This window comes from Pedobacter folensis (assembly GCF_056490665.1).
In genome coordinates this window covers 985087-1011800 of the sequence record NZ_JBWJIF010000001.1, presented here as the reverse complement: position 1 = coordinate 1011800, position 26714 = coordinate 985087, and the positions used below count along the sequence as shown (strand labels likewise).

Below are 26714 nucleotides of genomic sequence, written 5' to 3'. Positions count from 1 at the left end.
GATGATGAAAAATAAATTAAAATATTTTCTTTTGCTGGCAGTTGTTGTCGTTATTTACACAGGCTGCAAAAAGGATGACGACTATCGCTATAAATTTTCAGAAAGTGGTTTTATTTCCAACTTTGATTTAAGAAGATACTATAAAGGATCAGATCTGTCGCTCAATGCTGATGCCATAGGAGGCGCTACAAGTATTAGGGGTGTAGTGGTTTCAGATTTCAGATCGGGTAATTCGGTTGCGGGATTAATTGCACTGCAAAATAGCCGCATCAACGGTACCGCAGATTCGCTAAGGGGAATTTCATTCAATATCGGAACAGCGGCTTCAAATTTTGTTCCGGGCGATTCATTACATATCAAACTGGATGGAGGTGTGCTAAAAAGGGTTGATGGGATTTTACAGATTACTGGTTTAAGCAGTTCGGCCATAACCAAGGTTGCCTCTGGAAGAATCATCAAGTTACAGGCAGCAAATACAAGCGCTATTCTAGCCAACCCCGATCGGTATGAGAGTACATTGGTAGCCATTAACAACGCTGTATATGATCCTGAGCCCGCGACTGATGTCGTATATTCAGGCGATAAAATACTCAATGATGGTTTCGGTTTGGCAACGTTGCGCACCAGTGCCAATGCCACTTTTGCCAACACGGCCGTACAACCATCAGGTAATTTTACAGGTATAGTATACGTTACCGGAACGGGAGCTTCAAAAAAGATTGAATACCGGATGCGGACGGCAGAAGACTTTTTTTACGTTCCGATGCCTAAACTTTCTCCGGCAATTATTTCTGGTTTTCACGTTGATCCGAACGGGTCGGATATAAATTATGAATACATTCAGTTTTTGGCCACAAAAGATATCAATTTTGCCGTAACACCATTTTCTGTCATTACCAATAACAATGCAGGGGCCGCTACATTTCCAATATTAGGATGGGCTACTGGAGGCGTTAGGACTTATAAAATTAATATTACCTCAGGCACAGTAAAAAAAGGTGAATTTTTCTATGTTGGTGGAAATGGCAGACGCATCAATGGTTCAGCGTCAACAGCTATAGATGCCTCAAAATGGGTAGCTGCTGTAGATTATTCTGTGAAAACTGGTTCGGTTGGGGCAGATGGAATTGGGGCGCAAACAGATAATCTCCTGGCCAATAGCGGAAACGTTGCAGGTATTGCTTTGTTTGAAGGAACAACTGTTACCACAAATACTATTCCGTTAGACGTAATTTTTTATGGAGGAGCAAACGGTAGTTTTTATACAGCCGGACCACCTGAGTATGGATTAAGAATCACCATTACTGATAAATTCGCAACTTATGCAGGGAAAGTTCCACAGGAGTATTATGGTAAAGGTACCAATGATATCTCTAAACGTTTTGCTGGTTTTCCAACAGCTACAAGTTTTGCAAGGTTAGGTGGTGTTTACAAAGCCACTAAAGGCGGATGGGAGTCAGTAAGAACAATGATAAGTGTTCCCTTAACCAATACCTCAGTACTCAGTGCAATTGAAACAGGAGGCGTTACTACCTTAATCGATAAGTAAACCATAAGAAGGCCAGCGAGAACTGGCCTTCTTAATATTATAAAAATTTAAGTCTATATGATTTAATATCAATAAATTCATGAACAGAAGATCCTTTATACAAAAATCAACCTTATTAACCACAACCTTATTTGTTAGTTTAAAATCGTTTCCATCATCATTATTCGCGGTTGATGGTTTAGTGAGCGGAACAGTCACCAGCAAAGGTAAAGCTGTTGCCGGTGTAGTCATATCTGATGGATACAGCGTGGTGCAAACCGATAAAAGTGGTAATTATGAGATTAAACTTCACGAATTGGCCCGTTTTGTTTGGATCAGCACACCATCTGGTTACGAATTTAAAACCGAAAGCAGCATTGCACGCCATTATTATAAGCCAGATACCGCTGGTAAATTAAACTTCGATCTTAAACCGTTAAAACAAAACGACAACAAACATAATTTTATCATTTGGGCCGATCCTCAGGTAAAGAACAAAAAAGATGTTCAGCAGATGATGGAAACGTCTGTTCCTGATACAAGAGAAGTGGTTAAAGGGATGGGAAAAACCCCTGTTCATGGAATCGGTGTAGGGGATCTGGTTTGGGATAATTTCGATCTTTTTCCTGCATACGATGAAGCGATTGCTAAAATCGGAATTCCATTTTTCCAGGCGCTGGGCAATCATGACCAGGATTACAGACAAGGCGGTGATGATACTTCCGATCGTACCTTTCAGGCACATTACGGGCCAACTTACTACTCTTTTAACAGAGGCAAGGCTCATTATGTGGTTTTAGATGATGTACGTTATTTAGGTGTAGAAAGAACTTACGATGGTTACATTACCCCAACACAATTAGCATGGCTGGCTAAAGATCTCCAGCTGGTGCCTAAAGATGCACTATTAATTATCTGTCTGCATATTCCGGTACACAACTCCGTTAAAAATAACGATGATTTTTATGCTGTACTAAAAGATTTCAAAAACGTTCATATCATGTCGGGACATACGCATTTTAATAAAAATGTAATCAGGAACGGCATTTACGAACATAATCACGGTACCGTTTGTGGTGGCTGGTGGACCGGTCCGATTTGTGAAGATGGTACACCGCGTGGTTATGGCGTTTATGAAGTAGATGGAACGGATTTAAAATGGTATTATAAATCGACCGGGAGAGACCGCAAAGCGCAGCTTGATATTTATGTAGATACTTTAACCAATCAGAAAAGATTAATTGCCAATGTTTGGAACTATGATCCTGAATGGAAGGTTGAATATTTCCTTGATGGTAAAGCAATGGGCGCATTGGCACAACAAGATGGTTATGATCCACTGGCAGTTAAGCTCTATAAAGGCGATAAGTTGCCAAATCCGAGACCATTCGTGGAGCCGAGATCAACAGACCATTTGTTTCTGGCGCATTTTGAGCCATCGGTTAAAAAAGTGAAAGTTGTTGCCACCGACCGCTTCGGTGAAAAATTTGAGGCAGAAATTAATGCTTAATCCATCCAATCATATGAAACTTAATCCATCGGCAATTTTATTTACCTTATGCGTTGCATGTGCAGCTCCATCATTTAGTCAGGAAGTTAAATTTCCGGCATTTAGTGCAGAAGCACATCGTGGCGGAAGGGGACTGATGCCCGAAAACACCATTTTGGCAATGTTAAACACCATGAAAATAGAAGGAATTACCACTCTTGAAATGGATACCCATATCTCTAAAGATGGTAAGGTAGTCGTAACGCATGACGATTACCTGAGTCCGGCATTTATGCTTACACCAGATGGCAAGGATATCCCTGTAACAGATGCTAAAAAATATCCGGTTTTTGGAATGAACTATGCCGAAATTAAACAATTCGATCTCGGTACTAAATATTATGATTTATTTCCTCAGCAGAAAAAAGAAAAAACACACCTTCCTTTACTTGCTGACCTGATTGATGCCGTTCAGCATGATATTAAAGCTAATAAACGTCAGCAGTTTTTCTATAACATTGAAACTAAATGTAGTGTGAGTGGAGATGGGATCACCAACCCTAAACCTGAAGAATTTGTTAAACTTTTAATGGATGTGATTTTGAAGAAAAAGATTGCTGATTTTGTGGTGATTCAATCTTTTGATAAAAGGACAATTCAGATTATCCATGAAAAGTACCCAAAAATGAAAACTTCCTTTTTGGTGGCAAATAAAAAAACATATGAGGAAAATATGGCCGATTTGGGTTTTAAACCATTTATTTTAAGTCCGCTTTGGCAAATGGTAAATGAAGATTTAGTTAAAAAAGCACATACAGATGGCGTAAAAATCATTCCATGGACAGCCAATACCTTAGCCGATATTCAGAAACTAAAAGCGTTAAACGTTGATGGTATTATTTCTGATTACCCGGATATTTTAGTTCAGGTAAAATAGTATTTTCGGCTTTATAAAAACACAAAATGAAAGCACTTTTAAATAAGCTATTAATAACCGCTGTTGTATTTACCCTGGGGTTTACAACGGCGATGGCCCAGACTGTAAAATGGGACAGCACCTATCGTCCGGGGAAATATGTTGAGCTCGTGGCTAAGTTTAAAGCCGATCCAAAGTCAAAAAATGATTTCGTTTTTTTAGGCAACAGCATTACTGCCGGAACCGACTGGGCTAAACTTTTAGATCTTCCGCAGGCAAAAAACAGGGGGATTTCTGGTGATATTACTTTTGGCGTTTTAGAACGTTTGCAAGATGTAATTGAGGGTAAACCAGCAAAGATTTTTATCCTGATTGGAATAAATGATATCTCCAGGAATATTCCGGACAGTGTGATTTTAGGCAATTATAAAAAAATGATTGCCCGGATCAGAAAGGGATCGAAGAAAACAAAGATTTATTTCAATACACTTTTGCCTGTGAATGCTGCTTTCGAAAAATTTAAAAACCATTATGGTAAAGACGAACACATTCTTTGGTTAAATGATGAAATTAGAAAGTTTGCTGCTAAAAATGTAACGGTAATCGACCTGTATCCGAATTTTACCGACCAGGATAAACATTTAAGGGCTGAGCTTACTAAAGATGGGTTACACCTTATCCCTGCCGGGTATCAGGTTTGGGCAGACTTTCTTAAGAAGTCTGGTTACTTAACTGAGAAATAATATGATTTGAAAGAAGTCAAGTTTTTTGAAACTTGACTTCTTGGGAGAACTATAAAATAAAAACAGGCTGTGGCTAGCTTTTGGACTTTGTTAAATAAAAAGGTTTTGGCCAGCTGCCTCCACTTTTTCTTTATCGATATTTTTTAAGCCAGGTATACTGCCTAGCTTTTTTGTTTTAGTATATTGAAGGATATATCTTTCGGTTTCTAGATTCTCGTCGCCATTAAAAATGATGCCTTTAATCGGGATTTCGTACTGTTTAAGCAGGTTGATTGATAAAAGGGTGTGGTTAATGCTGCCTAAATAATTTTGTGAAACCAGTATCACTTCGACATCCAGTTTTTTAATCAGGTCAATAATTAGTTCTTTTTCGTTTAATGGTACCATTAAACCGCCAGCGCCTTCAATAATTAAGTGGTTATCCGTTAACGGAAGGTTGATTTCGTTAATGTCGATCTCAATGCCATCTAATTTTGCCGATAAATGGGGTGATAAGGGTTGTGTTAATCTGTAGCTTTCCGGGTGGATAACCGTTTTTGTATTGCTGATTAAACGATCTATTGTTATGCTATCGCTGGTATCTAAATCGCCCGATTGGATGGGTTTCCAATAGTCGGCCTTTAGTTTTTCTGTTAAAATGGCACTGATCAATGTCTTTCCGATACCCGTTCCAATGCCTGTGATAAAATATTTAGCCATTTAATTCAATTCTTTAAGATGATTAACCAGGGAAATAATTTCCTGATCGGTGTTAAAGGTATGCAAGCAGATTCTGAGCCTTTCTTTGCCTAAAGCTACTGTTGGACTTAATATTGCCCTTACATCGAAACCTTTGCTTTGGAGTATTGTAGCAGCCCGTTTGGTTGCCTCATTTGATGAAAACAAAATGCCCTGAATAGTACTTTCGCTATCAAGTGCACTGATCTGCTGCTCTTTTAATGTTTTTCTAAACAACGTAATTTTTTGGTGGATCAGCCCATGATCAATTTCATTTAAGTATTTATATACTGAGCTAATTGCAACGATGTTATGAATGGGAGCCGCTGTCGTGTAAATGAACGATCTTGCAAAATTAATCAGGTAATGGCGCAAGTTTTTACTTCCTAAAATAATGGCACCGTGTACACCTAAGGCCTTTCCAAAGGTTACAATACGTGCAAATACCTTGCTGTTTAGGTTAAGCTGATTGATTAATCCGCGGCCGCTTGCGCCAAAAACGCCTGTAGCATGCGCTTCATCTACAATCAGGTTGGCCTGGTAGCGTTCGCAAAGATTCGATATCGCGATTAATGGCGCAACATCTCCATCCATCGAATAAACACTTTCTACCACCACAAATATGTTTCCTTTCGCCAGTTTTAGTTTGGTTTCAAGGTCGTTTATATCGTTATGGAGGAATTTATAACGTGTAGCATGGCTTAATCTACAGCCATCTATAATGCTCGCATGAATCAACTCATCAGTGATTATCGTATCGCCACGCTGTGGAATGCTAGAAAGTAACCCCACATTGGCATCATAACCAGAATTAAAGATTAATCCGCTTTCAGCCAGGTGGAAATCAGCAATAAACTGTTCAGTTTCTTCAGTAAATTTGGTATTTCCACTTAACAAGCGCGAACCGCCTGCACCATTCAGATAATTAGGCCGTTTGGCCAGCGTACTATCAATCAAATTTTTTAATTCACCCGATCTGGCCAAACCTAAATAATCATTGGAACAAAAATCAAAAGGAGGGATGTTTGTCGATAAATTCCTGATCGAAAGGTTATCTTTTCTTTCCTGAAGTCTATCGCTAAGAAACTGATCAATTTTGCTCATCGGTCAAAAGTAAATAAAGAGGAAGCATAAATGTAAATCTTTCCGAAAAAATGTTTGCCTTAAGGATATACCTTAACTTTTCCAGTTATTTAATATTTCTAAATTTGTTTCCTCATAACAGTTTTATGCAGGAGAATAAATACGACAATAGCGAATTTTTTAAACAATACAGTTTAATGAGCCGTTCGGTTAAGGGATTGGACGGTGCAGGAGAGTGGCATGTTCTTCAAAGCCTTTTTCCAGATTTTGATAATAAAAAAGTGCTCGATCTGGGATGTGGTTTTGGCTGGCACGCCAAATATGCGGTTAATCAAGGAGCGAAATCTGTCGTAGCTGTCGATTTATCCGAAAATATGCTAAAAAAGGCGCGTGAAATCAATTCCTCTCCTAAAATCGATTACCAGTTATGCGCCATTGAAGATTTTGATTTTAAACCAAATCGCTACGATGTTGTAATCAGCTCATTATCGTTTCATTATTTGGCTTCTTTTGATGACATCTGTTTTCAAATCAATAAAAGCCTTGTACAAGGTGGTCGTTTTGTTTTCTCTATTGAGCACCCCATATTTACGGCGCAGGGCAGGCAAGACTGGACTTATGATGAAAGTGGAAGTGTTTTGCATTGGCCATTGGATCATTATTTTTCCGAAGGTAAGCGCGAAGCTAATTTTTTGGGTACTGATGTAGTAAAATACCACAGAACTTTAACTTCTTACATCAGTAGCTTAATTAAAAATGGTTTTGAGCTTAACGCATTGGTAGAACCCATGCCAAGTGAGCTGAGCCTATCGGAAATCCCTGAAATGAAAGATGAATTGCGCAGGCCAATGTTTTTAATTATCTCTGCGGTTAAAAAATGATATGATAAAAAAAAGCGTTTCGAATAATCGGAACGCTTTCAAAAATATAATGAATTAATTTACTACTTATCCTTGTGCAGGCGGATTAGAAACCACTGGTGCTTTATCTTTTTTGCCTCTGCCACCCAATCCTTTTCTCATTTTCTCACCTTTTTCTTTGGCTTCGGCACGGAAAGCATCCAATTTTGTTTTTTGATCTGCGGTTAAAACAGCATCAATTTTAGTTTTTTGCTCATCCATGGCCGCTTTGCGCTCTTTCATCTTGCTCTTCATATCGCCCTGATCGGCAGATTTCCAGGTATCCATTTTTTTCGCGTTCTCTAATTGAATCGCATAGATTTTAGTTTTCTGATCAGCGGTTAAGCTCAATTCTTTTTCCAACCTTGACGTTGCCCTTTCTGCTCTTTGTTCGGCAGTCATTTTAGGCATTGCCCGTCTTACTCTTTTTGTAGTGTCTTGAGCAAATGCAGCGGTTAATCCCATTACTGCAATTGCTATTGTTAAAATTGCCTTTTTCATGTTATGTTTTTTTATGTGTTTGTTAAATCAATAGATACATAAAAACGCAAACAGTTTAATCGGCCCTTGTTAAAAAGTGTTAATTTTTATTTAGTTGAGAAATTGATTTTTGCATTTGAGCCATCATTTGTGTCAAGGTTTCCATTGTTGGGTCTGGTGCAGGTTCAGGTAATGAAGTAGATATATAGGCTTTGGCCTTCCAGATTTCCAGGATGTCATCAGCAGCAATGGTATAGGCATCGTATACTTTATTATCTGATATCAGCTTCAAATCCTTATTCTCTCTGAAACGGTTACCAGCTCTTTTATATACTACACCTTCATTTTTACTAATCACGATATAGGTTTCGCCGGTTTTTACTTCATTCCAGTTATCGAGGTATTCGCCAATAATCACACTGCCTGGCTGAACGGGTAACATGCTATCGCCCATAATTTCAAAAGCCCTGAAGGTACCTTGTCTTAATGCAGCTAAAGGAAGCTGGAATTTCGGCAGGTCGCTAATATATTGAGGGTCTGAAAAACCATTCAAATAACCAGCACTCGCTTTAACCGGAACCAGTTCGATGTTTTCGCGGTCGTTCTGATCAACAGAAATACTGAGTACCCTTAAGTTAGATCCCTGGCTTTTTGGCTTCGGTTTCCAGCTGTCAGATATTTTCTCATTGATGAATTCATCGATGGTCAGATCAAAGTATTCGGCTATTTTTTTTAGCAAATCGTATTTAGGTTCCGCCCGGTCTTCCTCGTAAGCCCCGATGAGCGATCTCTTGATTTCCATAATATCAGCGAAATTTTGCTGTGTATGGCCTTTTTTCTTCCTGAGGTACTTTAAATTATTTGAAATATTTGACATAAAAATAAATTTTAAAATAAATTTGGAATTACTAAAATAGTTAGTAATTTTATGCTCATAAAGTTAGTAATATTATTTTGAATTGCAAGAGCGTATACTAAATAGTTTAGTTTTAAGTTTTAAACATAAGATCATGAAAAAGTTTGTTTATATCGTTACCGACAGAAATCGTACAAGTATGCATGTGGGCATGAGCTCAGATTTAATGAAGACACTGGATTTCTACAAACAGATGCCGAACTTGTTTTTTGATAATGGGCAACAATTAACCCGCCTGGTTTATTTTGAAGAGTTTAAAACAGAAGCACAAGCTTTGGTACGTTTTAAATCCATTAGCCGGTTTACACGTATGCAAAAAGAGCGTTTGGTAAGATCTTGTAATCCGGATTGGATTGATTTAACTATTGGCCTCGATTTCGAAAATATTCTTTTACATCGGAATATCAGTAATCAGGTAAAACTATCATTTACGAGTTTGTCTTAATCGCTAGGTTTATTAGGCCAAAGAAATTAAACTATCTCCATAAAAAAAAGCGATAATTTATATTAATCGCTTTAAACAAGTTAGTAAAGGGCTAGTTTTTTATTTTTTCGAGGAAAAAATTTTCCAGATCCTGAAGATTTTTGAAAAAATTACTTTTATCCATAAAAACTTTTGGATTATAAGGGTCTCCCGATTTATGTTTATCATGGAGATTAAATTGATTTGCGTGAGATGCAACCCAAAGATCAAAGTCGAGCTTTTTCATTGCTTTAAAAGTTTCAGTATAATCTTTTTGGATATCTTTATACGAAGCTATTTCTGAGAATTTTCTGTCAACAATTATGGACGGCATATTGGCAATCAAAATTTTGTAGCTGGAATTTTGATCTTTCGTATTGAATATAAAACTGCACGATCCTTTAGTATGCCCAGGATGATGAAGCATTGTTAACGTAGTGCTGCCTAATTTAATTTTATCGTTATTCTTCAATAGGAAATCAGATTTTACGGGTTTGAAACTTATGCCATATTTCCCAAGCTCATAATCCGATTTTCCACCGGTTTCAAGCGCATCCGCATCTTTCTCATCTACATATAGTTTTGCACCGGTTTCTTTTTTAATCTCAGCCATTGCGCCTAAATGATCAAAATGGGCCTGGGTTAAAAGCAAAATTTTGATTGATTTATAATCAAATCCCAAAGTTTTTATATTTTCTTTTATTATTGGAAGCGAATTAGCTAAACCTGTATTTATTAATATATTTCCCTTTTCTGTTACAATTAAATAAGAAGCTAAATCATAAGTGCCAACATAATATAGATTGCCTGCAATTCTAAATGGCGCTGAAGCCTGAGACCACTCTTTTGGATTATTCGCTGGCTCTGTTACTGTTTGGGCAAAACCAAACAAGCTGCAAGACAATAAAACCATTAAACATATTTTTTTCATGTGCAATTTCGCCATTAAATTAATTTCCTTTTTACCATCCTGGTGCAAACGTTAAACCGAATACGCCGGTTTTAACATCCTTCCTTTGGAAAGGAATTGCGTAGTAAGGTTCTAATACAAAATAACCAAAAACGTTTACCCGTAACGATATACCAACACTCATGGCTGGTACACGTTCTGTAGTGGCTTGATATGTAACCGGATTTCCTTTATCATCTTTAACTGGTACACCATTATCATCTAATAACGGTTCTGATGTATACGTTGGTTCACTTTTAAATTTAACCCTGGTATCATTTGTCCAGGCCAAACCTGCATCAAAGAATAAGTTTAAATCAGAAAATAAAAACTTAGAAGGTATAGCCGCTAGTTTTTTAGGTCCGGTAAAAGGTAAGCGGACTTCGAAGTTAAAAACAGCTATTTTACTTCCTGTTAACTGGTTAATATCAAAAGATTCTGACGATTGGGCTGAAGTACTTTTGTAAATGGAGTTTGATTCATAACCTCTAATCAAATAAGGATAACCCAGATACATCGGGTAAAGCCTATCTGCGTCTTTGCCGATTCTTAAAGTATTATAACTTCTTACGGCAAAGGTTACTGGTTTTGCTCTCCAGTATTTACGAAGATCGGCCGTTACGCCAGCGAAGTTATAGGTGCCAAAATATTTTTCTCCACTTACCCGATACCTATAACCATCAAGCGGTCCGGTTAGACCGAAAATAGAATTATCGCCAATAAAACCAGCATTTAATTGATACAGGGTAAAGGCATTAAAAGGAACCTCATACGTTTTTGAGGCCTCGTCGTTAGAAATTCTGTTTTTATCAGATCGGATGTAATATCCGTTTGCATCATAATAATTACTGTACCGGTCAATCCGATAGCTATAATGCGAAAATGCTCCTCCGAGTTCAAACCGGTGTATTTTGCTAAAAGGATAGGCACCAAACACCTGAAGCTGATCTTCGAATGTTCTAATAATATCCGTCCTGTCTGCAAAGGCATTAATGGTTTGTTCAACCCCGGCCTGATTTTTACCTATAGGGATATTCTCGTAGCCGTAAGACCTAAATCCTGATACATAGGGGATATGTGAAATGGCAGCACCCCAGTTAATTCTGCTTTTTTGATTGATGTAGCCTACTAAACCACCAAAATCATAAATTTCTCCGTTTACCGATAGATTTGCTATAATCTGGTTGGTGCCTAAAATATCGCTGAACATCCCCACAATACCGCCTGAAACACCAGTTCCGAAACGGCTGGTAGAAACACCAACACCGCTATTGGCTAAATAATCTAACCTGAATTTTGGTTTGTAAGGTACCGTTCGCATCGAATCGGCGATGGTTTTTTCGAAACGGTCAAAATTATTTAAATTAGAATTGATGATGTTTACACCGATGTTTTCCATCGGAGGAAGGATCGCAGCATCAAAATTTTCTTCCTGATTACCAATTCGTTTTGCTTTAAAGCTGCTCAACTTCGCATTATACAAAGTGTAACGCTGGTAGCGATAATAGCTATACACAATGTCATCAGTTGTAGAAACTGAAATTGCAGGCGAAAATTCGGTAATCCCGCTAATTCCTGTAAAATAATCGGTTAACTGATCAACGGTATTATCTGCGAAATTGTATTTGTATAAATTTCTAAATCCATCTCTGTTCGAGAGGAAATAGATATTCTGGCTGTTTGAAGAAAACTGCGCATTGAGGTTATTCGCTCCTGGAAAAACATCTAAATTGCTCACCGTTTTAGAAGCGATATCGTAAACAGCAAGATTTATAGGCAATACAGCGTTAATTACATTAGCCTGAATTGCTGCTCTGTCTGATGAAAATACCAGTTTTTTGCCATCTGGTGAGTAACTAGGTGCATAATCAGAATATACGTCATTGGTAATCTGCGTAACTGTTTTGGTATCTAGATTGTAAGAGAAGATGTCGCTCTGCCCTTCAACCATACCCGAGAAAGCTACATCTTTTCCGTTTGGCGACCAGGTTAAATTACCGAACTGCTGCACCTGATCCATGGCCGTTTGAGAAACCGTAGTACCGTTTGAGACATTGATAATCATCATCTGGTTTTTGCCCTGACTAAAGATACTAAAGGCAAATTGTTTACTATCTGGCGACCATGCTCCGGCCGACTCTATAAAATTGAAATCATCAATATGGCCATTGGAGATCTGACTACTTAGTTTTCTGATAATTCTCCCGGTTTTGGCATCTGCGAGAAATAAATCAATCCCAAAAAGGTCTTTTTCAGACATAAAGGCTAAGTATTTTCCATCTGGACTAAGGGCAGGGGCAACGTTCATATTACCTGCATTTTTATTGTCGATGATTTTTGTACCTGTAATTTTGATCTGCGAACTATCTGCTTTTAACATGGGTTTATAATGCGCATCGATAGAATTTTTCCATAAACCAGATAAGGTTTTATCATCGTAGCCGAAAGTATACCTGATGGAATTTTCATAGCCATATTTTGCGGTATTCTTAAACAATGGAACAATAGTGGTATCGCCGTATTGCGAACCTATGTAAGTCCAGAATGCCTGGCCATAGCGGTAAGGGAAATATTTGTTGGAGTTGGTTAAATCTTTTAAAGAAGGGATATCACGGTTCAACATTGCATCACGCATCCACATGGAAGTAAATGCATCCTTTTTACCGATTGATAAGTACTCAGCCATACCTTCAACCATCCATAGTGGTGTTTGTCCAACATTTTCTAAACTAATCGAATCTTTTTCGAGCAAAAGGTGGTATTGAAAAGCATGGACAAGCTCGTGACCTAAAACGTGTCTCGTTTGGCTATTTAACTCCATAACCGGCATTATCACCCTGTTTTTTAATGCTTCGGTAACCCCGCCGGTACCAATTCCAATTTCTCCGTTAAGTGCAGTTGTTTGCTGGAAATCAGGATGGTTATTGTATAGGATAATGGGATTTTTCTTTAAAAAAGTATCTCTGAAAACTTCCTGATGCATTTTGTACCAGGTTTCGGCATCTTGCGAAAAACGTTTTAAAAGTTTCTCGTTTTTAATATAATAGTAAATCTCGAAATGGGGTGTTTGCAAAACTTTAAAATCGAGTTTTTTATACCTTACCTTGTTTTGCCCGAAATATTGGGCCTTAACAGAAAAAGAAAGAATAAGCAGCAGCAATACAGCAGAATATCGCTTTAATAAGGTAGAGCCTATTTTCATATGTGTGGTTTTAGTAACGAAGTTCAATAATTTACGAAAATGAAATGGTATGAGATTTGAAAAATAAAAATAGCAATTGTTTAAAACAGTATTAAAATTTTAACACTTTTTTAAAGTTATTTCTACTAACCAGCGCAGATAGGTAATCTATCTGGCCTATTATTACAATAAAAAACTAAGGCTGATTATTCTCGTTCTTTTTCTTTTCTTTTTCTTCCTGACGTTGTTTTCTTCTCAGCTCTCTTTCTTCCTTTCTGGTTAAAGGAACTGTAGCTGCCGGAGGAGTTTGAACAGGTTCAGCTTTCTTTTCTTCTTTTTTAACCTCAGGTTCAACGGTTACCGGGGTCACGGTTTCTGGTGTTTCAGGAACCGTAAAATCTGTAGAATCTACCGCTAAACTGTCAGTTGAGGTGGTATCTCTAATAATCCGTGGGCTAGGGCAGTTGTAGGTTCTGGTTATATCAACCGTTGCTTTTGGAAACGGACCATAAGTATAACCTGAACTTGGATCGAGGTATACTTTCTCCATAAACTTAGCGAAAATGGGTAGCGCCGTTCTTGAGCCTTCTCCCTGTTCGCCGTTTTTAAAGTGTGCTGTTCTTTCATCACAACCCACCCAAACGCCGGTTACCAGATCTTTGGTTAAACCCATGTACCAGGCATCTACATAATCAGAAGAAGTACCCGTTTTACCACCAATTTGATTGTTTTTTCTAAACAAATCTGGCCATTCCCATAATGCCTGCGAGGTACCTTCCGGTTCTTCCATACCACCACGGAACATATAGGTCATTAACCAGGCAATTTCTTCTGTCAAAACCCTTTTTGTTTTAGGTTTAAACTCATCAATTAGATTATTATCCTGATCGGTAATTTTCTCTACTAAAATGGGATCTGTTTTGATTCCTTTATTCATAAAGGTCGCATAGGCTTTTACCATTTCGTAAACCGTAACATCGTTTGAGCCTAAACTTACCGATGGAACAGATTCTAAATGGCTATCGATACCACACTCGTGCGCATATTTTACCACATTATCCCAGCCCACTTTTTCAGTTACCTGAGCCGTAATGGTATTCACCGATTTTGCCATGGCCCATCTTAAACTCATTTCGCGGTAAGAAACGCTGTAATCGGCATTTTTTGGCTCCCAATATTTCGTTTCGCCTTTATCCTGATAAGCAATTTTAACTGGCTTATCTGTAAATTTATCGCAAGGACTCATGCCTTGTTCTAAAGCCGTTAAATAAGCAAATGGTTTGAAAGTAGAGCCCGCCTGACGTTTAGATTGATTAACGTGATCGTATTTGAAGAACTTATGGTCAATACCGCCAACCCAAACTTTAATTTTACCACTTGCAGGTTCCATGGTCATCATTCCGGTATTCATGATTTTTCCATAATAACGGATCGAATCTAAAGTAGAGAATAAAGTATCGCGGTCGCCTTTATAAGTAAAGATCTGCATCCTCTTTTTTTTATTAAAATAGGCAGTAACAGAATCTGGATTATTAGGGAATTTCTTTTGTAAAATTGTATAAATGGGCAGGTTTTTCATCGCTCTGTCGGGATAATCAACCTTTTGTTTTTCCGAATCGTACCAGGGATCTTCATTGCCCCACACATTATAAAACCGGCGTTGCAAAATCCTCATCTGATCAGCAACTGCTTCTTCAGCATATTTTTGAAGTTTTGAATCGATCGTGGTATAAATTTTTAAACCATCTTCATAAAGGTCGTAACCATTATCCGTACACCATTTCTCTAAATATTTTGCCACAGCAGCCCTTAAGTAGGAGTCGCCATCGCTGCCATCCTGCATTTTACCTTCTTTTAGTTTAATTGGCTCTTTCGATAACTCAGTTAAACTATCTTTACTCAGGTACTTGTACTTATTCATCTGCGCAAGCACCACATTTCTTCTTTCTAAAGCTTTTGCCGGGTTTTTGGTTGGATTATATAATGTTGTGCCTTTTAACATACCCACCAGCATAGCTGCATCTGTGGTCGCTAAATCTTTCGCTTCCTTATCAAAGTAAATCCGGCTCGCCGTTTTTATGCCGTATGTGTTGTTACCGAAAGAAACGGTATTGAGGTACATGGTGATGATATCATTCTTAGAATAGTTAGATTCTAGTTTTACAGCCGTCATCCATTCCTTTAGTTTTACAATTAAGGTCCTAACCAAAGGTATTTTGATCAATAATCCCTGCGATTTATTATAACGTGTACGGTACAGGTTTTTTGCCAGTTGCTGGGTAATGGTACTGGCTCCGCCATCTTTTCCTAAACCCACAACAGCGCGGGCAACCGCCTGCAAATCAATACCCCAGTGTTTATAAAAACGCACATCTTCGGTAGCGACCAAAGCCTGCACTACGCTAGGTGCAATTTCATTATAATTTACCGGCGTTCTGTTTTCTTTAAAGTACCTGCCAATCAGTTTTCCATCGGCAGTGTAAAGTTCTGAACCTACACGGAGGGTAGGTGCTTTAATATCTCGAACACTTGGTGAGTAGCCAAATAGCCACAAAAAGTTTAATTGAAGGGCAGAAAAGAAAATTATTATAAAAAATAAAACTATTGTAGAATAACGTAAGTACTTGTTTTTTATCTCTTTAAACATATTGGATAAGATGATCTTTAGGTAAAAGCTGTGGCGTTAAATATAAAAAACTCTATATGCAAATTAACGTATTTAATTTACTTATTTTTTAGTTCTATATTTAAATTATTGATGCATCGATTTATCTAAAACTATACATGATTATGAAAAACGAATTTAAAGGGTTAATTGTACAAGGAGATAAGAAATTTTCTTTAAAAAACCACAAAACGGATTTTACCGGAGGTTATCATAAAGAAAAAGCCAAAGATGCATTGGTGAACTCGAAAATAGAGCTAAACCACTTACAGGAGAAATTATATGCATCTGGAAAACATTCTTTGCTGATTATTTTTCAGGCGATGGATGCTGCAGGGAAAGACAGTGCCATTGAGCATGTAATGAGCGGACTAAATCCACAAGGATGCCAGGTGTATAGTTTTAAAGTACCTACATCAGAAGAATATGAGCATGATTTTTTGTGGCGACATTATAAAGCTTTGCCAGAACGCGGCAGGATAGGTATTCATAACCGTTCGCATTATGAAAATGTGTTGGTTTGCAAGGTGCATCCCGAATATATTTTAAGTGAAAATATCCCGGGTTTTAATGATGTTAAAAAAATCAATAAAAGCTTTTGGCAGCAGCGTTATAAGAGCATTAAAAATTTTGAGGAACATTTAACGGCTAATGGAACGGTAATTTTGAAATTCTTTTTAAATGTAAGCAAGGATGAACAAAAACAACGCTTTTTAGAACGTATTGATGATCCTGCTAAAAACTGGAAATTCTCTTCAGGCGATATTAAAGAAAGGGCCTTGTGGGATAAGTATATGGATGCCTATCAGGAAGCCATTAACGAAACCAGTACTGCAGAATCACCCTGGCACATCATACCGGCTGATAAAAAATGGTTTGCACGGCTGGCAATTAGTGAAATTATTGAAGATAAATTAAAAAGCCTCGACCTGAAGTTTCCTGTTTTGGGTGAAGAGGAAGTGCTTAAACTCGAAGAAACTAAAAGTATTTTATTAAGTGAATAAAAAAATGCAGGTCTATAAGCCGGGTTCTGTTTCCTGATTGCTCAGGATTTCTATCATTTATCCACTATAAACGTTGCCGTTTATCTCTAACGACCTACCCACTAACATCGGACGGGCAGCCCTACGTACGTTAGCCTATTTGGTCTTTCAACTCCCGGGGTTTACAAACCACTACAGTCGCCTGTAATGCTCGTGCGCTCTTACCGCACGTTTTCACCCTTATCCCAACTTTAGGTCGGGACGGTATATTTTCTGTTGCACTAATCCGTAATTCAGGTTTTCATTCCTGAACCCCTTTCCGTTAGAAAGCGGGATGCCCTGCGTTGCCCGGACTTTCCTCTCTTCCGGTTTTACCCGAAACAGCGATAGAACAACCTGCATTTTGCGCAAAGATGGTGTTTTTATCTATATTATCACAATTGTGATATACTATTCATTTGCTAATGCATATATTTCTTCCAGTACTTTTTGAGAAAATCTAAAATTCGTTTCTTGTATTTTCTGAATAATAGGTTTTATGGAAGGAATAATGCCGACATTTTTTGCTTTTAAAATTATGCCTAATGTCCCTGTGAAAAGAAGATTTAATCTTCTCGCCAGTTTCCTACCTTTACTATCATCTAAAATAAGAAGTGAACTTTCTGATTCGAGCGCTAACGTAATAGCACTTGCTTCGCCTGCATCAATATCTAATGAGTTTTGAAAAGTAATATTTTTAGGCGTTCTAATTTGGATCCAAGGAGGTAAAGGAGAACCAAATTCTGAGGCAATAGTATCTGTTGTGATAATTTTTGAGAAAAGTAATTTCAAAAGGCTTAGTTCTCCAATTTTTTCTAATAGAATGAAGCAACTAGTGTCAGCGATTACTATTTCATATTTTTTCTGCATCACTTAACATTTCTGAAATGGGATAGTTAAGTATTGAAACGCCATAATCAGAAAGCAATTCGGCAAAAGTATGTTTTGATAAGCCAACCATAGCTGCTGCTTGGCCTAAAGATAGTTTTCCAGATTCGTACAACTTTGCAGCGATAAAGCGCACCGTATCATGCTCATTTTCGCTTAAGCTATCTGGGACTTGTAGGGTTATCGTTGTCATACCTTAAATATACAAAAATATTATTTATTACAATTCTGCAAATGTTTTGACACCTCCGAGTACGGCACAAAGCCCTGTTTATTGCCAAACGAATTGGTAATATAAACCATTACCTGCGCCACATCAATATCGGCAAGTTCGGGGAAGGCAGGCATTTTTTCTTTGTATTCTTTTCCATGGATAATCAGCGATTCATTCGCCCCATTTTTGATGAAACAGGCCAAACGTGTTTTATTTACTTTCAGAAAAACAGAATCGGTTAGGGGTGGTGCAAGCTGGCCCAATCCTTCACCATTTTCACCATGGCAATTCTGGCATTTGGCTTTATAAATATCTTTTCCATTCGACATGTAATTTTGCAGATCGATGGTTTCCTGATTTTGGCAGGAAAAGATAATAGCAACCAGCGATAGCAAAATGGTAGTATTGATGATGTACTTGCGCATTGAAACTTTGTTTAATTTGCCACGGAAACACTGAAATAGAATTTTAATTCCGTATTAATCCATGGTTCCGTGGCTAAGAATTCTATTTATTATACTCCGCTAATAAAACCGGAATATCTTTTTTCAATTGTTCTACCTGGTCTTCTTTAGTACCATCGTAAGCACCGCGGATATGCCTGTCTTTATCTATCAAAACCAGATAACCCTGATGAATATAGCCATCTTTTGCCGTGCTATCTTCACCAACAGCCACTAAATAGTTTTTCTCGGCTAAAGTATAAACACTGTCTTTACTGCCATAAAGAAATAGCCATTTCGAACCATCTACGCCAAGTTTTTGTGCATATTTTTTTAAAACACTGGGTTTGTCATATTTAAAATCGATGGTGTGTGATACAAACATCACGTCGGGGTTGAGTTTAAATTCGCTGAAAACCGTTGCCAGGTTTCGGTGCATGGTAGGGCAGATGGTGGTGCATGAAGTAAAGAAAAAATCGGCTACATAAACTTTGCCATCAGTGGCTTTGTTTGTTGTTACAACACTGTCCTGATTTAAAAAAGACCAATTCGGAATAGTTTGATAAACGGTATCAATTTTCTCTATGCCAGCTGCATCTCTAACCGTTTCGGCATGGCGTTCGCCATAAAATGGAAGCTTTCTTTCTTGTTTGCAGGCGGTAAATATAGAAACAGCCAGTATGGAACCAGCAAGGTAAGCAGTAATTTTATTCATGATTTTATTTTAAAAATGTAAATATACAACGTATTCTTCTTAAGAAATTAATTGTTTGGAAAAGTCCGGAGTCAGCTGTCCGAAGACCGATGTTTTGGCGTTTAGGTATTATGCGCCTAAACTTCCTCATACGGCCTTTCGGATCCGGACTTATTTTTTAATGTACTTCACTGGCTCTGCTACAAATTTTTGTTTACAGCTTTCGGAGCAAAAAGTATAGGTAACTTTATTATAAACCGTGGTTTTCGGTGCACCAGCTTTCACCTTCATTTTGCAAACCGGATCTACCAATACTTTTTTTGCTGAATCGATGAGTTTGATCTTTTGCTTGTCGATTATCGGATTTGCATTTGACCTGAATGTTATGGTTGCCAATCCAATTAGGATTATTGCGAAATTTAATTTTTTCATTTTGAATTTGTTTTTAAGTCTCGGGTCAGGTGTTGGAAGACTGATGTTTGGAAATTCAATTGCTAAACTCCACATCTTCTGACTTCGGACCCCTGACCTCTGACTTTTTAATTATTTTTGTTTTAACTGATATATTTTGATCAACGAATCTGATGCTCTGGTAACCTTAATATAGCTATCTTCAACAGCCCTGATTTTCACCATTTCAGATTTGTAATAGCTCAGATCTTCTTGTTCTGTTTTTCCTTTAAAATCATCTTTAAAGAAATGCATCCAATCCATCATCTTTTCATCAGCAGCATTTAACCGGATGATTAGATCGCTAATTTTTTGCTTTTGTAAAGCTGAATCCGGAGAAAGTTTAATCTGATCAGACACCAGGAGGGTATCTAATTTCATTTTATTTTTGATTACTTTTTCGCCATCAATCATTAATTTATCATGGATGTTTAACACTTCCTGGCGAACTGCTTTGGCATCAGGTTCTGTTTTGCATGAAATAAACGTAGCCGTTACCAAACATAGCATTGCAATATTTAATCTGTTCATATGCTTTGATTTAAAAATTATAAGTAAGGCCAACGTAAACCTTTCCTGCACTCATTGGATGATCGGTTTCGGCTTCCCAGATATTCGTTTGCACGCCAGCATTTAAGGCTACATTTTTATAAAAAACATCAATACCAGCCCCACCCATCAGGTTATTCATCACATGTTCTCCGGTTTTTTGTCCTTTGTACTTTTCTCCGCCAGAATATTCATAAAAAAACTGTGCTGAAGGCATGATCTGTACATCTTTACCGATTCTTTGCGTATAAAAAATATTCAGAAAACTAGTAGTACTGTTGGCGATGCCTTCGTCTCGGTTATTCGTTCCGTTTACCTTGTAAGAGGTGTTTAAACTTGCCCCAAATTTACCCAGGCCGACCATGTAGTTCAGGTATACAAAACCGTCGGTACTTCCTGTTCCGGCTTGCATCAGTGAGGAATAACGGATACCTGCTGTATTTTTGAAATCATTTTTACCTGTCGGTAATTTTATTCCTGCTCCGGCAATCAATTGTTGTTTGAAATTATCCTCAAGTTTTTGAACGAGGTGATAACCAGCATACAGGTTGATATCGCCAATGCTTGAGATAGAAGAAGTATAACCGTTGTAGCGCTCGCTGTTAGAAACATAAGGTAAAATCGCATTGATTTCGAGTTTGCTATTGATGAAATATTTTCCCCTGATTTCTAAAGAGCGGTAAAGCTCATAATCACCGGGATTACCTGCGTGATTAGTTATCGGCGAATCCTGACTTCGTGCGGGAATAAAGAAACTTCCTCCATTAGGAAATAAGGCGTGTGATTGTCCTTCATAACCACTAAATGAGCGGTAGCGATACAAAAGACTGATACTGTTTCGATTATAATAAGGCGTGATGCCCATAAAACAGCCGCAAATATCGCAGGCGAAAACCTGGCCGCTCATGAGGAGGAAAACCAGAATTAATAGCTTAGGACTCGCTGTATAATGTGTTTTTGATAAATTCATTGTCTGTTAATGTTTTTAAAAAGGCTTTAATCTGCTCTTTTTCTGTGGTGTTTAAAGGAATTCCGCTTTTCAATTGCGCATCTAGATTGGTTGAGGTTTTTACACCCGAATTGTAATGTTCTAAAACCTCATCTAAACTGTAAAATCGACCATCGTGCATGTAGGGACTGGTATATTCGATATTGCGTAAAGTAGGCACGCGAAATTTTCCAAAGTCTGAAGCTACGCCGGTAATGTGCGATCGTCCTTCATCTGTACTGACCAGATCCAAGCCATTACTGCGGTAAGAAAAATCAGTGAAGAATGGCTCTGCATGACAAGAGGTACATTTTTCTTTGAACAGGTTATAACCAGCCAATTCTGCAGATGTAAAAGCAACGCCATTCTCTTTACGTATTACTTTATCGTATTTCGAATTGCCCGAAACCAATACTGCCGTAAATTGGGTAATCGATTTTAAGATCAGCTGCGAATTAATTGCTGTTGAACCAAATGCCTGTTTAAATAAATCAGGATAAGGTGCTGTATTTTTCAGAAATGCAATGATGGTTTCAATATCCGTTCCCATTTCGCAGGCATCGGTAATGGCATTTAATGGTGAGGTTTCGATGTTTTTTACACCGCCATCCCAGAAGAATGCTTTTTGCCAGGCCAGGTTAAAAAGCGGAGGGGTATTGCGTTTTCCCTGACAGTTGTTTACACCATGGCTCACCTTATGGTCGAGTTGTGTAAATGCCGCAAATTGCTGATGGCAACTTCCGCAAGAAACACTTTTATCGGCCGACAATCGGGCATCGTAAAATAATTTTTTACCAAGCGCAAAACCTGCATTGCTTAATTTATTGTCTTCGAAATTATATGCCGGAGCAGGGAAGTTGGCAGGAATTGAAAAGGTAATTTTCTTTTCTTCCGGAGTTACTTCTTCTTCATTCTTGCTACAGGCATACATCAACGCAATGCTTAAAAAAAGCATTGCGAAGACAGTTATTTTCCTTAACATTTAGTTGTGGATATGATCTAGACGAAATAAGCCATTTGCATAGTTATTGGCTACAATTACAGAATTTGCCCCACCCATGGTGAAATATAAAGTAGAAAAACTGACATCGGTTTTACCTGTAAATAATGCAGCGGCATTTACCTTGAAGTGCATATTTGGTTTCCCATCGGTTCTGACACGAAGTGGGTTTGCGGCATTAATTTCGGTAGCGAATGTCCTGATTGTATTATTTGGATCGGTAACACCGCCAATATGGAAGGTAAGTGCGTTTCCGGTTGCTGGTGATTGTGGTGAGGTTCCTTCCAGCTTAACGAATATGTAACCGCTGTTCCATGTCCAGAACATGCCGTTGATCGGATCTAAAGCCCCTGTTTGTGCACCGGCGAAATTACGGGCATAATCTACACCGATTGTATATTCAATTTTGGTATAATCGCCTGTTGGTACATCTTTTAAGGTAATGTTTGTCGATTCTTCCTTGGCTGCATCAATTAAGAAATAACTCTCTGGAATTAAATAAGTTGTTCCATCAGCCTTGCTTAATTTAATATTACTTACATAGTATTTAAAAACATTGATCTTAAAATCTTCGCCTTTGGCATTTTTATAAGTGGTGCTATTTAAAACTAAGGGACTTCCGTTTACCTGGTTTTCGAATTCAATAGTGAAAGTAGATTTAGTATCTGCAGTAACTTCGTCAGTGCTTTTTTTACAAGAAGATAATATGATAACAGGGCATAATAATGCCAAAAAGTATTGTGATAATTTCATTTTAAGAAAATTGGATAAGTAAAATATTTAAGAAATTTTAATAGCGGTCGTCATGCTGAATTCAGTTCAGCATCTTAATGATAATACATGATAGACCCTGAAATAAATCAGATAACTCGGATCAGGGTGACGATCGCAAAAAAAAAGATTTACTTAAACCGTTTTCGGTGGATGAAAAATAGAGATAGAAAGGTCTTTAACCGGTTTTTCGATGTAAAGATTTTCGGAAGTGATAATGAAATATGGAAGGTGATGATTTAAGGCTATAGTCTGAAACCTGGGCTCAGCCTCTGCAACTCTTTTCAGGTTTTCCTGGGCCTGTTTATTTTTACCTTCGAGGTCTTTTAATTTTTTGGCCAGGAAACACTGTCCATCACAATGTAATTCAGGATGTTCTTTGTTAATACAAAATACACTTGTAATGTATTCTTTGTTCATTTTATAACCAGAATATATAACCAGTTGCATGGCGCCATTAGAAACGATGCAAGTAACGATAAGATATATTAAGAATTTTTTGTACATGGTATTGCGCTGCAAAAGTATTAAAGAAATTGGTTGCAGCAAAGAAAAAATAAGAAAGCCTTGATTTTCTTAATTCGATCATTACCTTTTCCAAGCTTTATCGCGTAGCTCCTCGGCAGTCAAGGTATAATCACTCCAAATTCCTGTAGATAAAGAAAATTTAGTTGATTTATCTGACTTTTTAGAATCAGTGATTCTTAGTTCAGCCTCAATACCCCATGTTTTTAGGAAAGATAATAACGCATTGATCTTACTTTGCTCTATATTATCTTTTAAAATTATTTCTGTCATCAGTTATCCTTTAGTATGTGAATATAAGTAATCTATTTTATTGATTGATTTTTGATCAAAAATTATGAGCCTTCGACAGAATAACAAACAATATTTCTCTTCAACTTCACCTGTGTTTTTAGTTAATTGAATTTTTTATTTATCTTGCCTTACACAAAAAATGAAACCTATGAAATTAATTAAAACTATCGCGGTGATGATGGTATTGTCATCATGTGCAAAAAAAGAAGTGCCGGATGTAGCCCCGACATTTAATGATCCAAACTGGACCATGATTGAAATTGCAGGTGGGAGAGAAGCCCATGCTGTTTACGGGGATATTGATGATACGCTAATGGTATCTACACTGACTGAGATTTATCAAAGCACTGATAAAGGAAAAACCTGGCGAAAAACAAAAGTTAACAATCAACCCATTTACGGTTTTCTATCCGTTAAGGATACCATTTTCGCCCTGCAATCAAACAGCTTTCGAACTAAAGATAACCTGCAATTGGCCACTTTTAGTCAATCTTTCAGTTTAGATAAAGGATTTACCTGGGATTGGTGCAGTAAATACCATATTTCAGAACAAAGATTTCAGGAGTTCGCCACGATTTACCTTGATAATCAGCAGAAAATTAAACTAAAAGAGAATTTAGAACCCATAGCCGGAAGCTCGATGTCGAGTTACGTATTAAAAAGCGATATCGAGGTTTTTAAAAATGGCACCTCAAAAATATTACAGGTCCCATTTGATAACCAGATCAATAATTTGCATGTAGATAAATCAGGAAAATTGTACGTTTCTGCAGGAAGAAGCATTCATGATAAAAAAACAGGAAGATATTTATCTGCCCAGAAAAGCCAATCGGCTATTATTTATATTTCTAAGAAAAATGTAAAGCAGCTGATTGATTAAAAGTTAAGATTAAAACGCAATCGTCATGCTGAATTTATTTCAGCATCTTTTCTGATATTATGACCCTGAAATAAATCCGATAGCAATCGGATGACACAAAATAAAAAACACAGATGAATGATTTCATCTGTGTTATTCCTCATATCTGTGGTTAAAATTAAGCCTGCAAATCAGCCATCACCGCTTTGATTTTATCGCCAAGTTGCGCGTTAACCGATTCAAAATCTTTTCGATCAGCTAAAGGTGCATTTACACTGCAATAAAATTTAATTTTTGGCTCTGTTCCACTCGGACGGGCTGAAACAATACTGCCATCCTCTGTAATAAACTGTAAAACATCAGAAGTTGGATAATCCAGTTTGCTTACTTTTCCGGTTGCTAGATCGGTTTCCTGACTTAATTCGTAATCTTTCAGTACCGAAACTTTCGAACCACCTAACGTTGCAGGAGGGTTTTCCCTGAATTTAACCATCATGGCTTTAATTTCTTCAGCACCAGATTTACCTTTTTTGGTCAGCGAAACTAAATCTTCTTTGTACAATCCATACTCAACATACATATCCAGTAAAGCATTGTATAAACTTGCACCTTTATCTTTGTAATAAGCCGTCATTTCAGAAATGAAGGCTGCAGAAACTACAGCATCTTTATCGCGAACCAAATCACCGATCAAATAACCATAACTTTCTTCACCACCACCGATAAAGTATTTTTTACCTTCTAACTCCGTCATTAACTGACCGATATATTTAAACCCGGTTAAGGTATTGTAATAAGTAACATCTTTTTTCTTAGCGATTTCTTCAATCAAATTAGAAGTTACAATGGTTTTCACAATAAACTGATTACCATCTAATTTTCCGTTAGCTTCCCAGGCTGATAAAAGATAGTTAATCAATAAACATCCGGTTTGGTTTCCGTTAAGCAATACCCATTCGCCATTATTATCTTTTACGGCAATACCTACACGGTCAGCATCAGGATCAGTAGCCAAAACTAAATCAGCATCAATTTCCTTTGCTTTATTCATTGCTAAAGTCAAAGCATCTTTTTCCTCAGGGTTAGGATATACCACTGTTGGGAAATTTCCGTCTGGTGTACTTTGCTCTTCCACTAAAGTTACATTGGTAAAACCAAATTGTGCCAGGGCTTTAGGAACGAGGGTAATCCCAGTCCCGTGGATAGGCGAGTATACAATTTTTAAATCGTGTTGTCTTTTAATCGCTTCTGGTGAGATTGAAAGTGCGGTAATGCCGTCTAAATAAAGTTTATCAACCTCTTCGCCAATCAACTCGATATTGGCATCAACACGGTCGAATTTAACTTCATCAATATTTTTAATCTTATTTACTTCATCAATCACTAACTTATCATCAGGAGAAGTAAACTGGCCACCATCAGCACCATACGCCTTATAACCATTATATTCTTTAGGGTTATGTGACGCTGTAAGCATCACACCGCTTTTGCAACCAAAATGGCGCACTGCGAAAGAAAGTTCCGGGGTTGGTCTTAATGCAGAGAAGAAATAAACATGAATTCCGTTTGCAGAGAAAACATCAGCTGTAATTTTAGCGAAATAATCAGAATTGTTGCGGCTATCGTGTGCAATGGCCACCTTTATTTTTTCATTAGGGTATTTATTGTTTAAATAATTGGCCAATCCCTGTGTTGCTGTTCCAATGGTATATTTATTAATCCGGTTAGATCCGGCACCCATAATACCACGTAAACCACCTGTTCCAAATTCTAAACTTCTGTAAAATGCATCGGTTAATTCGGTAGTTGCATCTTTATCTACAAGGGCCTGGATTTCTGCCTTGGTATTTTCATCGTAATTTCCACTTAACCACTGATTAATTGTGGCTTGCGTTGATTGGTCAATTGCCTGCATTGAGCTGTTTTTTAAATTTAATATCTGGTGTTGAACAAATTTTAATGAATGATGTTTGGTTGAAATGCTTTTA

General features: G+C 37.5%; 27 protein-coding genes and 1 other RNA gene. 8 read left to right on the top strand and 20 right to left on the bottom strand.

Annotation, left to right across the window (positions count from 1 at the left end; translation table 11 throughout):
• Position 1: 1 nt before the first annotated feature.
• The 4 genes from AC04QZ_RS04080 to AC04QZ_RS04065 all read left to right on the top strand — a co-directional run bounded on the left by AC04QZ_RS04080 (position 2) and on the right by AC04QZ_RS04065 (position 4676).
• The gene (locus AC04QZ_RS04080; RefSeq protein WP_478356681.1) at positions 2-1549 is read left to right on the top strand and encodes a DUF5689 domain-containing protein; all 1548 of its coding nucleotides are present in this window, start codon (positions 2-4) and stop codon (positions 1547-1549) included.
• A gap of 79 nt (positions 1550-1628) precedes the next feature.
• Positions 1629-3038: a calcineurin-like phosphoesterase C-terminal domain-containing protein gene (locus AC04QZ_RS04075; protein WP_478356680.1), complete on the top strand. Its 1410-nt coding sequence runs from the start codon at positions 1629-1631 to the stop codon at positions 3036-3038.
• 13 nt (positions 3039-3051) lie between these two features.
• Entirely contained in the window at positions 3052-3954 is a 903-nt protein-coding gene (locus AC04QZ_RS04070; protein ID WP_478356679.1) for a glycerophosphodiester phosphodiesterase family protein, read from the top strand.
• A gap of 26 nt (positions 3955-3980) precedes the next feature.
• The gene (locus AC04QZ_RS04065) at positions 3981-4676 is read left to right on the top strand and encodes a GDSL-type esterase/lipase family protein (protein ID WP_478356678.1); all 696 of its coding nucleotides are present in this window, start codon (positions 3981-3983) and stop codon (positions 4674-4676) included.
• A 90-nt stretch (positions 4677-4766) separates the two neighbouring features.
• On the opposite strand, the gene bioD is transcribed toward AC04QZ_RS04065, so the two are convergent.
• Complete coding sequence (bioD, locus tag AC04QZ_RS04060) at positions 4767-5375, bottom strand: dethiobiotin synthase (RefSeq protein ID WP_478356677.1); 609 nt, start codon at positions 5373-5375, stop codon at positions 4767-4769.
• A complete protein-coding gene (locus AC04QZ_RS04055) occupies positions 5376-6497 on the bottom strand; it encodes an aminotransferase class I/II-fold pyridoxal phosphate-dependent enzyme (RefSeq protein ID WP_478356676.1) in 1122 nt (373 codons plus the stop codon).
• A gap of 125 nt (positions 6498-6622) precedes the next feature.
• Here AC04QZ_RS04055 and AC04QZ_RS04050 point away from each other — a divergent pair, with 125 nt between their 5' ends.
• On the top strand, positions 6623-7357 hold the full coding sequence (locus AC04QZ_RS04050) for a class I SAM-dependent methyltransferase (protein ID WP_478356675.1): 735 nt from the start codon (positions 6623-6625) through the stop codon (positions 7355-7357).
• 66 nt (positions 7358-7423) lie between these two features.
• Here AC04QZ_RS04050 and AC04QZ_RS04045 read toward each other — a convergent pair whose 3' ends face one another.
• Positions 7424-7876, bottom strand: a complete 453-nt coding sequence (locus AC04QZ_RS04045) for a hypothetical protein (protein ID WP_086546493.1) — start codon at positions 7874-7876, stop codon at positions 7424-7426.
• A gap of 79 nt (positions 7877-7955) precedes the next feature.
• Positions 7956-8732, bottom strand: a complete 777-nt coding sequence (locus tag AC04QZ_RS04040; protein WP_086546492.1) for an XRE family transcriptional regulator — start codon at positions 8730-8732, stop codon at positions 7956-7958.
• A gap of 133 nt (positions 8733-8865) precedes the next feature.
• Between AC04QZ_RS04040 and AC04QZ_RS04035 the strand changes: the two genes are divergently transcribed.
• Complete coding sequence (locus AC04QZ_RS04035; RefSeq protein WP_086546491.1) at positions 8866-9216, top strand: GIY-YIG nuclease family protein; 351 nt, start codon at positions 8866-8868, stop codon at positions 9214-9216.
• 91 nt (positions 9217-9307) lie between these two features.
• Here the strand turns inward: AC04QZ_RS04035 and blaB3PEDO are convergent, their stop codons facing one another.
• From blaB3PEDO to AC04QZ_RS04020, 3 genes are all read right to left on the bottom strand, one after another.
• Positions 9308-10189, bottom strand: a complete 882-nt coding sequence (gene blaB3PEDO / locus AC04QZ_RS04030) for a PEDO-2 family subclass B3 metallo-beta-lactamase (protein ID WP_478357416.1) — start codon at positions 10187-10189, stop codon at positions 9308-9310.
• Between the two features lie 7 nt (positions 10190-10196).
• A complete protein-coding gene (locus AC04QZ_RS04025; RefSeq protein WP_478356674.1) occupies positions 10197-13385 on the bottom strand; it encodes a peptidase MA family metallohydrolase in 3189 nt (1062 codons plus the stop codon).
• A gap of 175 nt (positions 13386-13560) precedes the next feature.
• A complete protein-coding gene (locus AC04QZ_RS04020) occupies positions 13561-16011 on the bottom strand; it encodes a transglycosylase domain-containing protein (protein WP_478356673.1) in 2451 nt (816 codons plus the stop codon).
• A gap of 143 nt (positions 16012-16154) precedes the next feature.
• On the opposite strand from AC04QZ_RS04020, the gene AC04QZ_RS04015 reads away from it, so the two are divergent.
• A complete protein-coding gene (locus AC04QZ_RS04015; protein WP_478356672.1) occupies positions 16155-17033 on the top strand; it encodes a polyphosphate kinase 2 family protein in 879 nt (292 codons plus the stop codon).
• On the opposite strand, the gene rnpB is transcribed toward AC04QZ_RS04015, so the two are convergent.
• The 12 genes from rnpB to AC04QZ_RS03955 all read right to left on the bottom strand — a co-directional run bounded on the left by rnpB (position 17033) and on the right by AC04QZ_RS03955 (position 23846).
• An RNA gene (gene rnpB / locus AC04QZ_RS04010) (RNase P RNA component class A) lies at positions 17033-17415 on the bottom strand. The genes AC04QZ_RS04015 and rnpB overlap by 1 nt on opposite strands.
• Before the next feature lie 47 nt (positions 17416-17462).
• Positions 17463-17921: a PIN domain-containing protein gene (locus AC04QZ_RS04005; RefSeq protein WP_478356671.1), complete on the bottom strand. Its 459-nt coding sequence runs from the start codon at positions 17919-17921 to the stop codon at positions 17463-17465.
• Positions 17905-18132: a UPF0175 family protein gene (locus AC04QZ_RS04000; protein ID WP_478356670.1), complete on the bottom strand. Its 228-nt coding sequence runs from the start codon at positions 18130-18132 to the stop codon at positions 17905-17907. Before AC04QZ_RS04000 ends, AC04QZ_RS04005 begins: the two co-directional genes overlap by 17 nt.
• Positions 18133-18152: 20 nt before the next feature.
• Entirely contained in the window at positions 18153-18578 is a 426-nt protein-coding gene (locus AC04QZ_RS03995; RefSeq protein ID WP_478356669.1) for a c-type cytochrome, read from the bottom strand.
• A gap of 82 nt (positions 18579-18660) precedes the next feature.
• Positions 18661-19311 carry an SCO family protein gene (locus AC04QZ_RS03990; RefSeq protein WP_086546487.1) on the bottom strand — a complete coding sequence of 217 codons (651 nt, stop codon included), beginning with the start codon at positions 19309-19311 and terminating at the stop codon, positions 18661-18663.
• Positions 19312-19461: 150 nt separating this feature from the next.
• Positions 19462-19722 carry a YHS domain-containing protein gene (locus AC04QZ_RS03985; RefSeq protein WP_478356668.1) on the bottom strand — a complete coding sequence of 87 codons (261 nt, stop codon included), beginning with the start codon at positions 19720-19722 and terminating at the stop codon, positions 19462-19464.
• A gap of 111 nt (positions 19723-19833) precedes the next feature.
• On the bottom strand, positions 19834-20271 hold the full coding sequence (locus tag AC04QZ_RS03980) for a hypothetical protein (protein WP_478356667.1): 438 nt from the start codon (positions 20269-20271) through the stop codon (positions 19834-19836).
• A 10-nt stretch (positions 20272-20281) separates the two neighbouring features.
• Complete coding sequence (locus AC04QZ_RS03975; RefSeq protein ID WP_478356666.1) at positions 20282-21259, bottom strand: transporter; 978 nt, start codon at positions 21257-21259, stop codon at positions 20282-20284.
• Positions 21222-22232 (bottom strand): cytochrome-c peroxidase, encoded by a 1011-nt coding sequence (locus AC04QZ_RS03970; protein ID WP_478356665.1) that lies wholly within the window; start codon positions 22230-22232, stop codon positions 21222-21224. Before AC04QZ_RS03970 ends, AC04QZ_RS03975 begins: the two co-directional genes overlap by 38 nt.
• 27 nt (positions 22233-22259) lie before the next feature.
• Entirely contained in the window at positions 22260-23030 is a 771-nt protein-coding gene (locus tag AC04QZ_RS03965; RefSeq protein WP_478356664.1) for an MbnP family protein, read from the bottom strand.
• 153 nt (positions 23031-23183) lie between these two features.
• Positions 23184-23468 (bottom strand): hypothetical protein, encoded by a 285-nt coding sequence (locus tag AC04QZ_RS03960; protein WP_478356663.1) that lies wholly within the window; start codon positions 23466-23468, stop codon positions 23184-23186.
• A gap of 168 nt (positions 23469-23636) precedes the next feature.
• Positions 23637-23846, bottom strand: coding sequence for a hypothetical protein (locus tag AC04QZ_RS03955; RefSeq protein ID WP_478356662.1), 210 nt, complete (start codon positions 23844-23846; stop codon positions 23637-23639).
• Between the two features lie 169 nt (positions 23847-24015).
• Here AC04QZ_RS03955 and AC04QZ_RS03950 point away from each other — a divergent pair, with 169 nt between their 5' ends.
• Complete coding sequence (locus AC04QZ_RS03950) at positions 24016-24747, top strand: hypothetical protein (RefSeq protein WP_478356661.1); 732 nt, start codon at positions 24016-24018, stop codon at positions 24745-24747.
• A gap of 157 nt (positions 24748-24904) precedes the next feature.
• Here the strand turns inward: AC04QZ_RS03950 and AC04QZ_RS03945 are convergent, their stop codons facing one another.
• Positions 24905-26641 carry a phospho-sugar mutase gene (locus tag AC04QZ_RS03945; RefSeq protein ID WP_478356660.1) on the bottom strand — a complete coding sequence of 579 codons (1737 nt, stop codon included), beginning with the start codon at positions 26639-26641 and terminating at the stop codon, positions 24905-24907.
• Between the last annotated feature and the right edge of the window lie 73 nt (positions 26642-26714).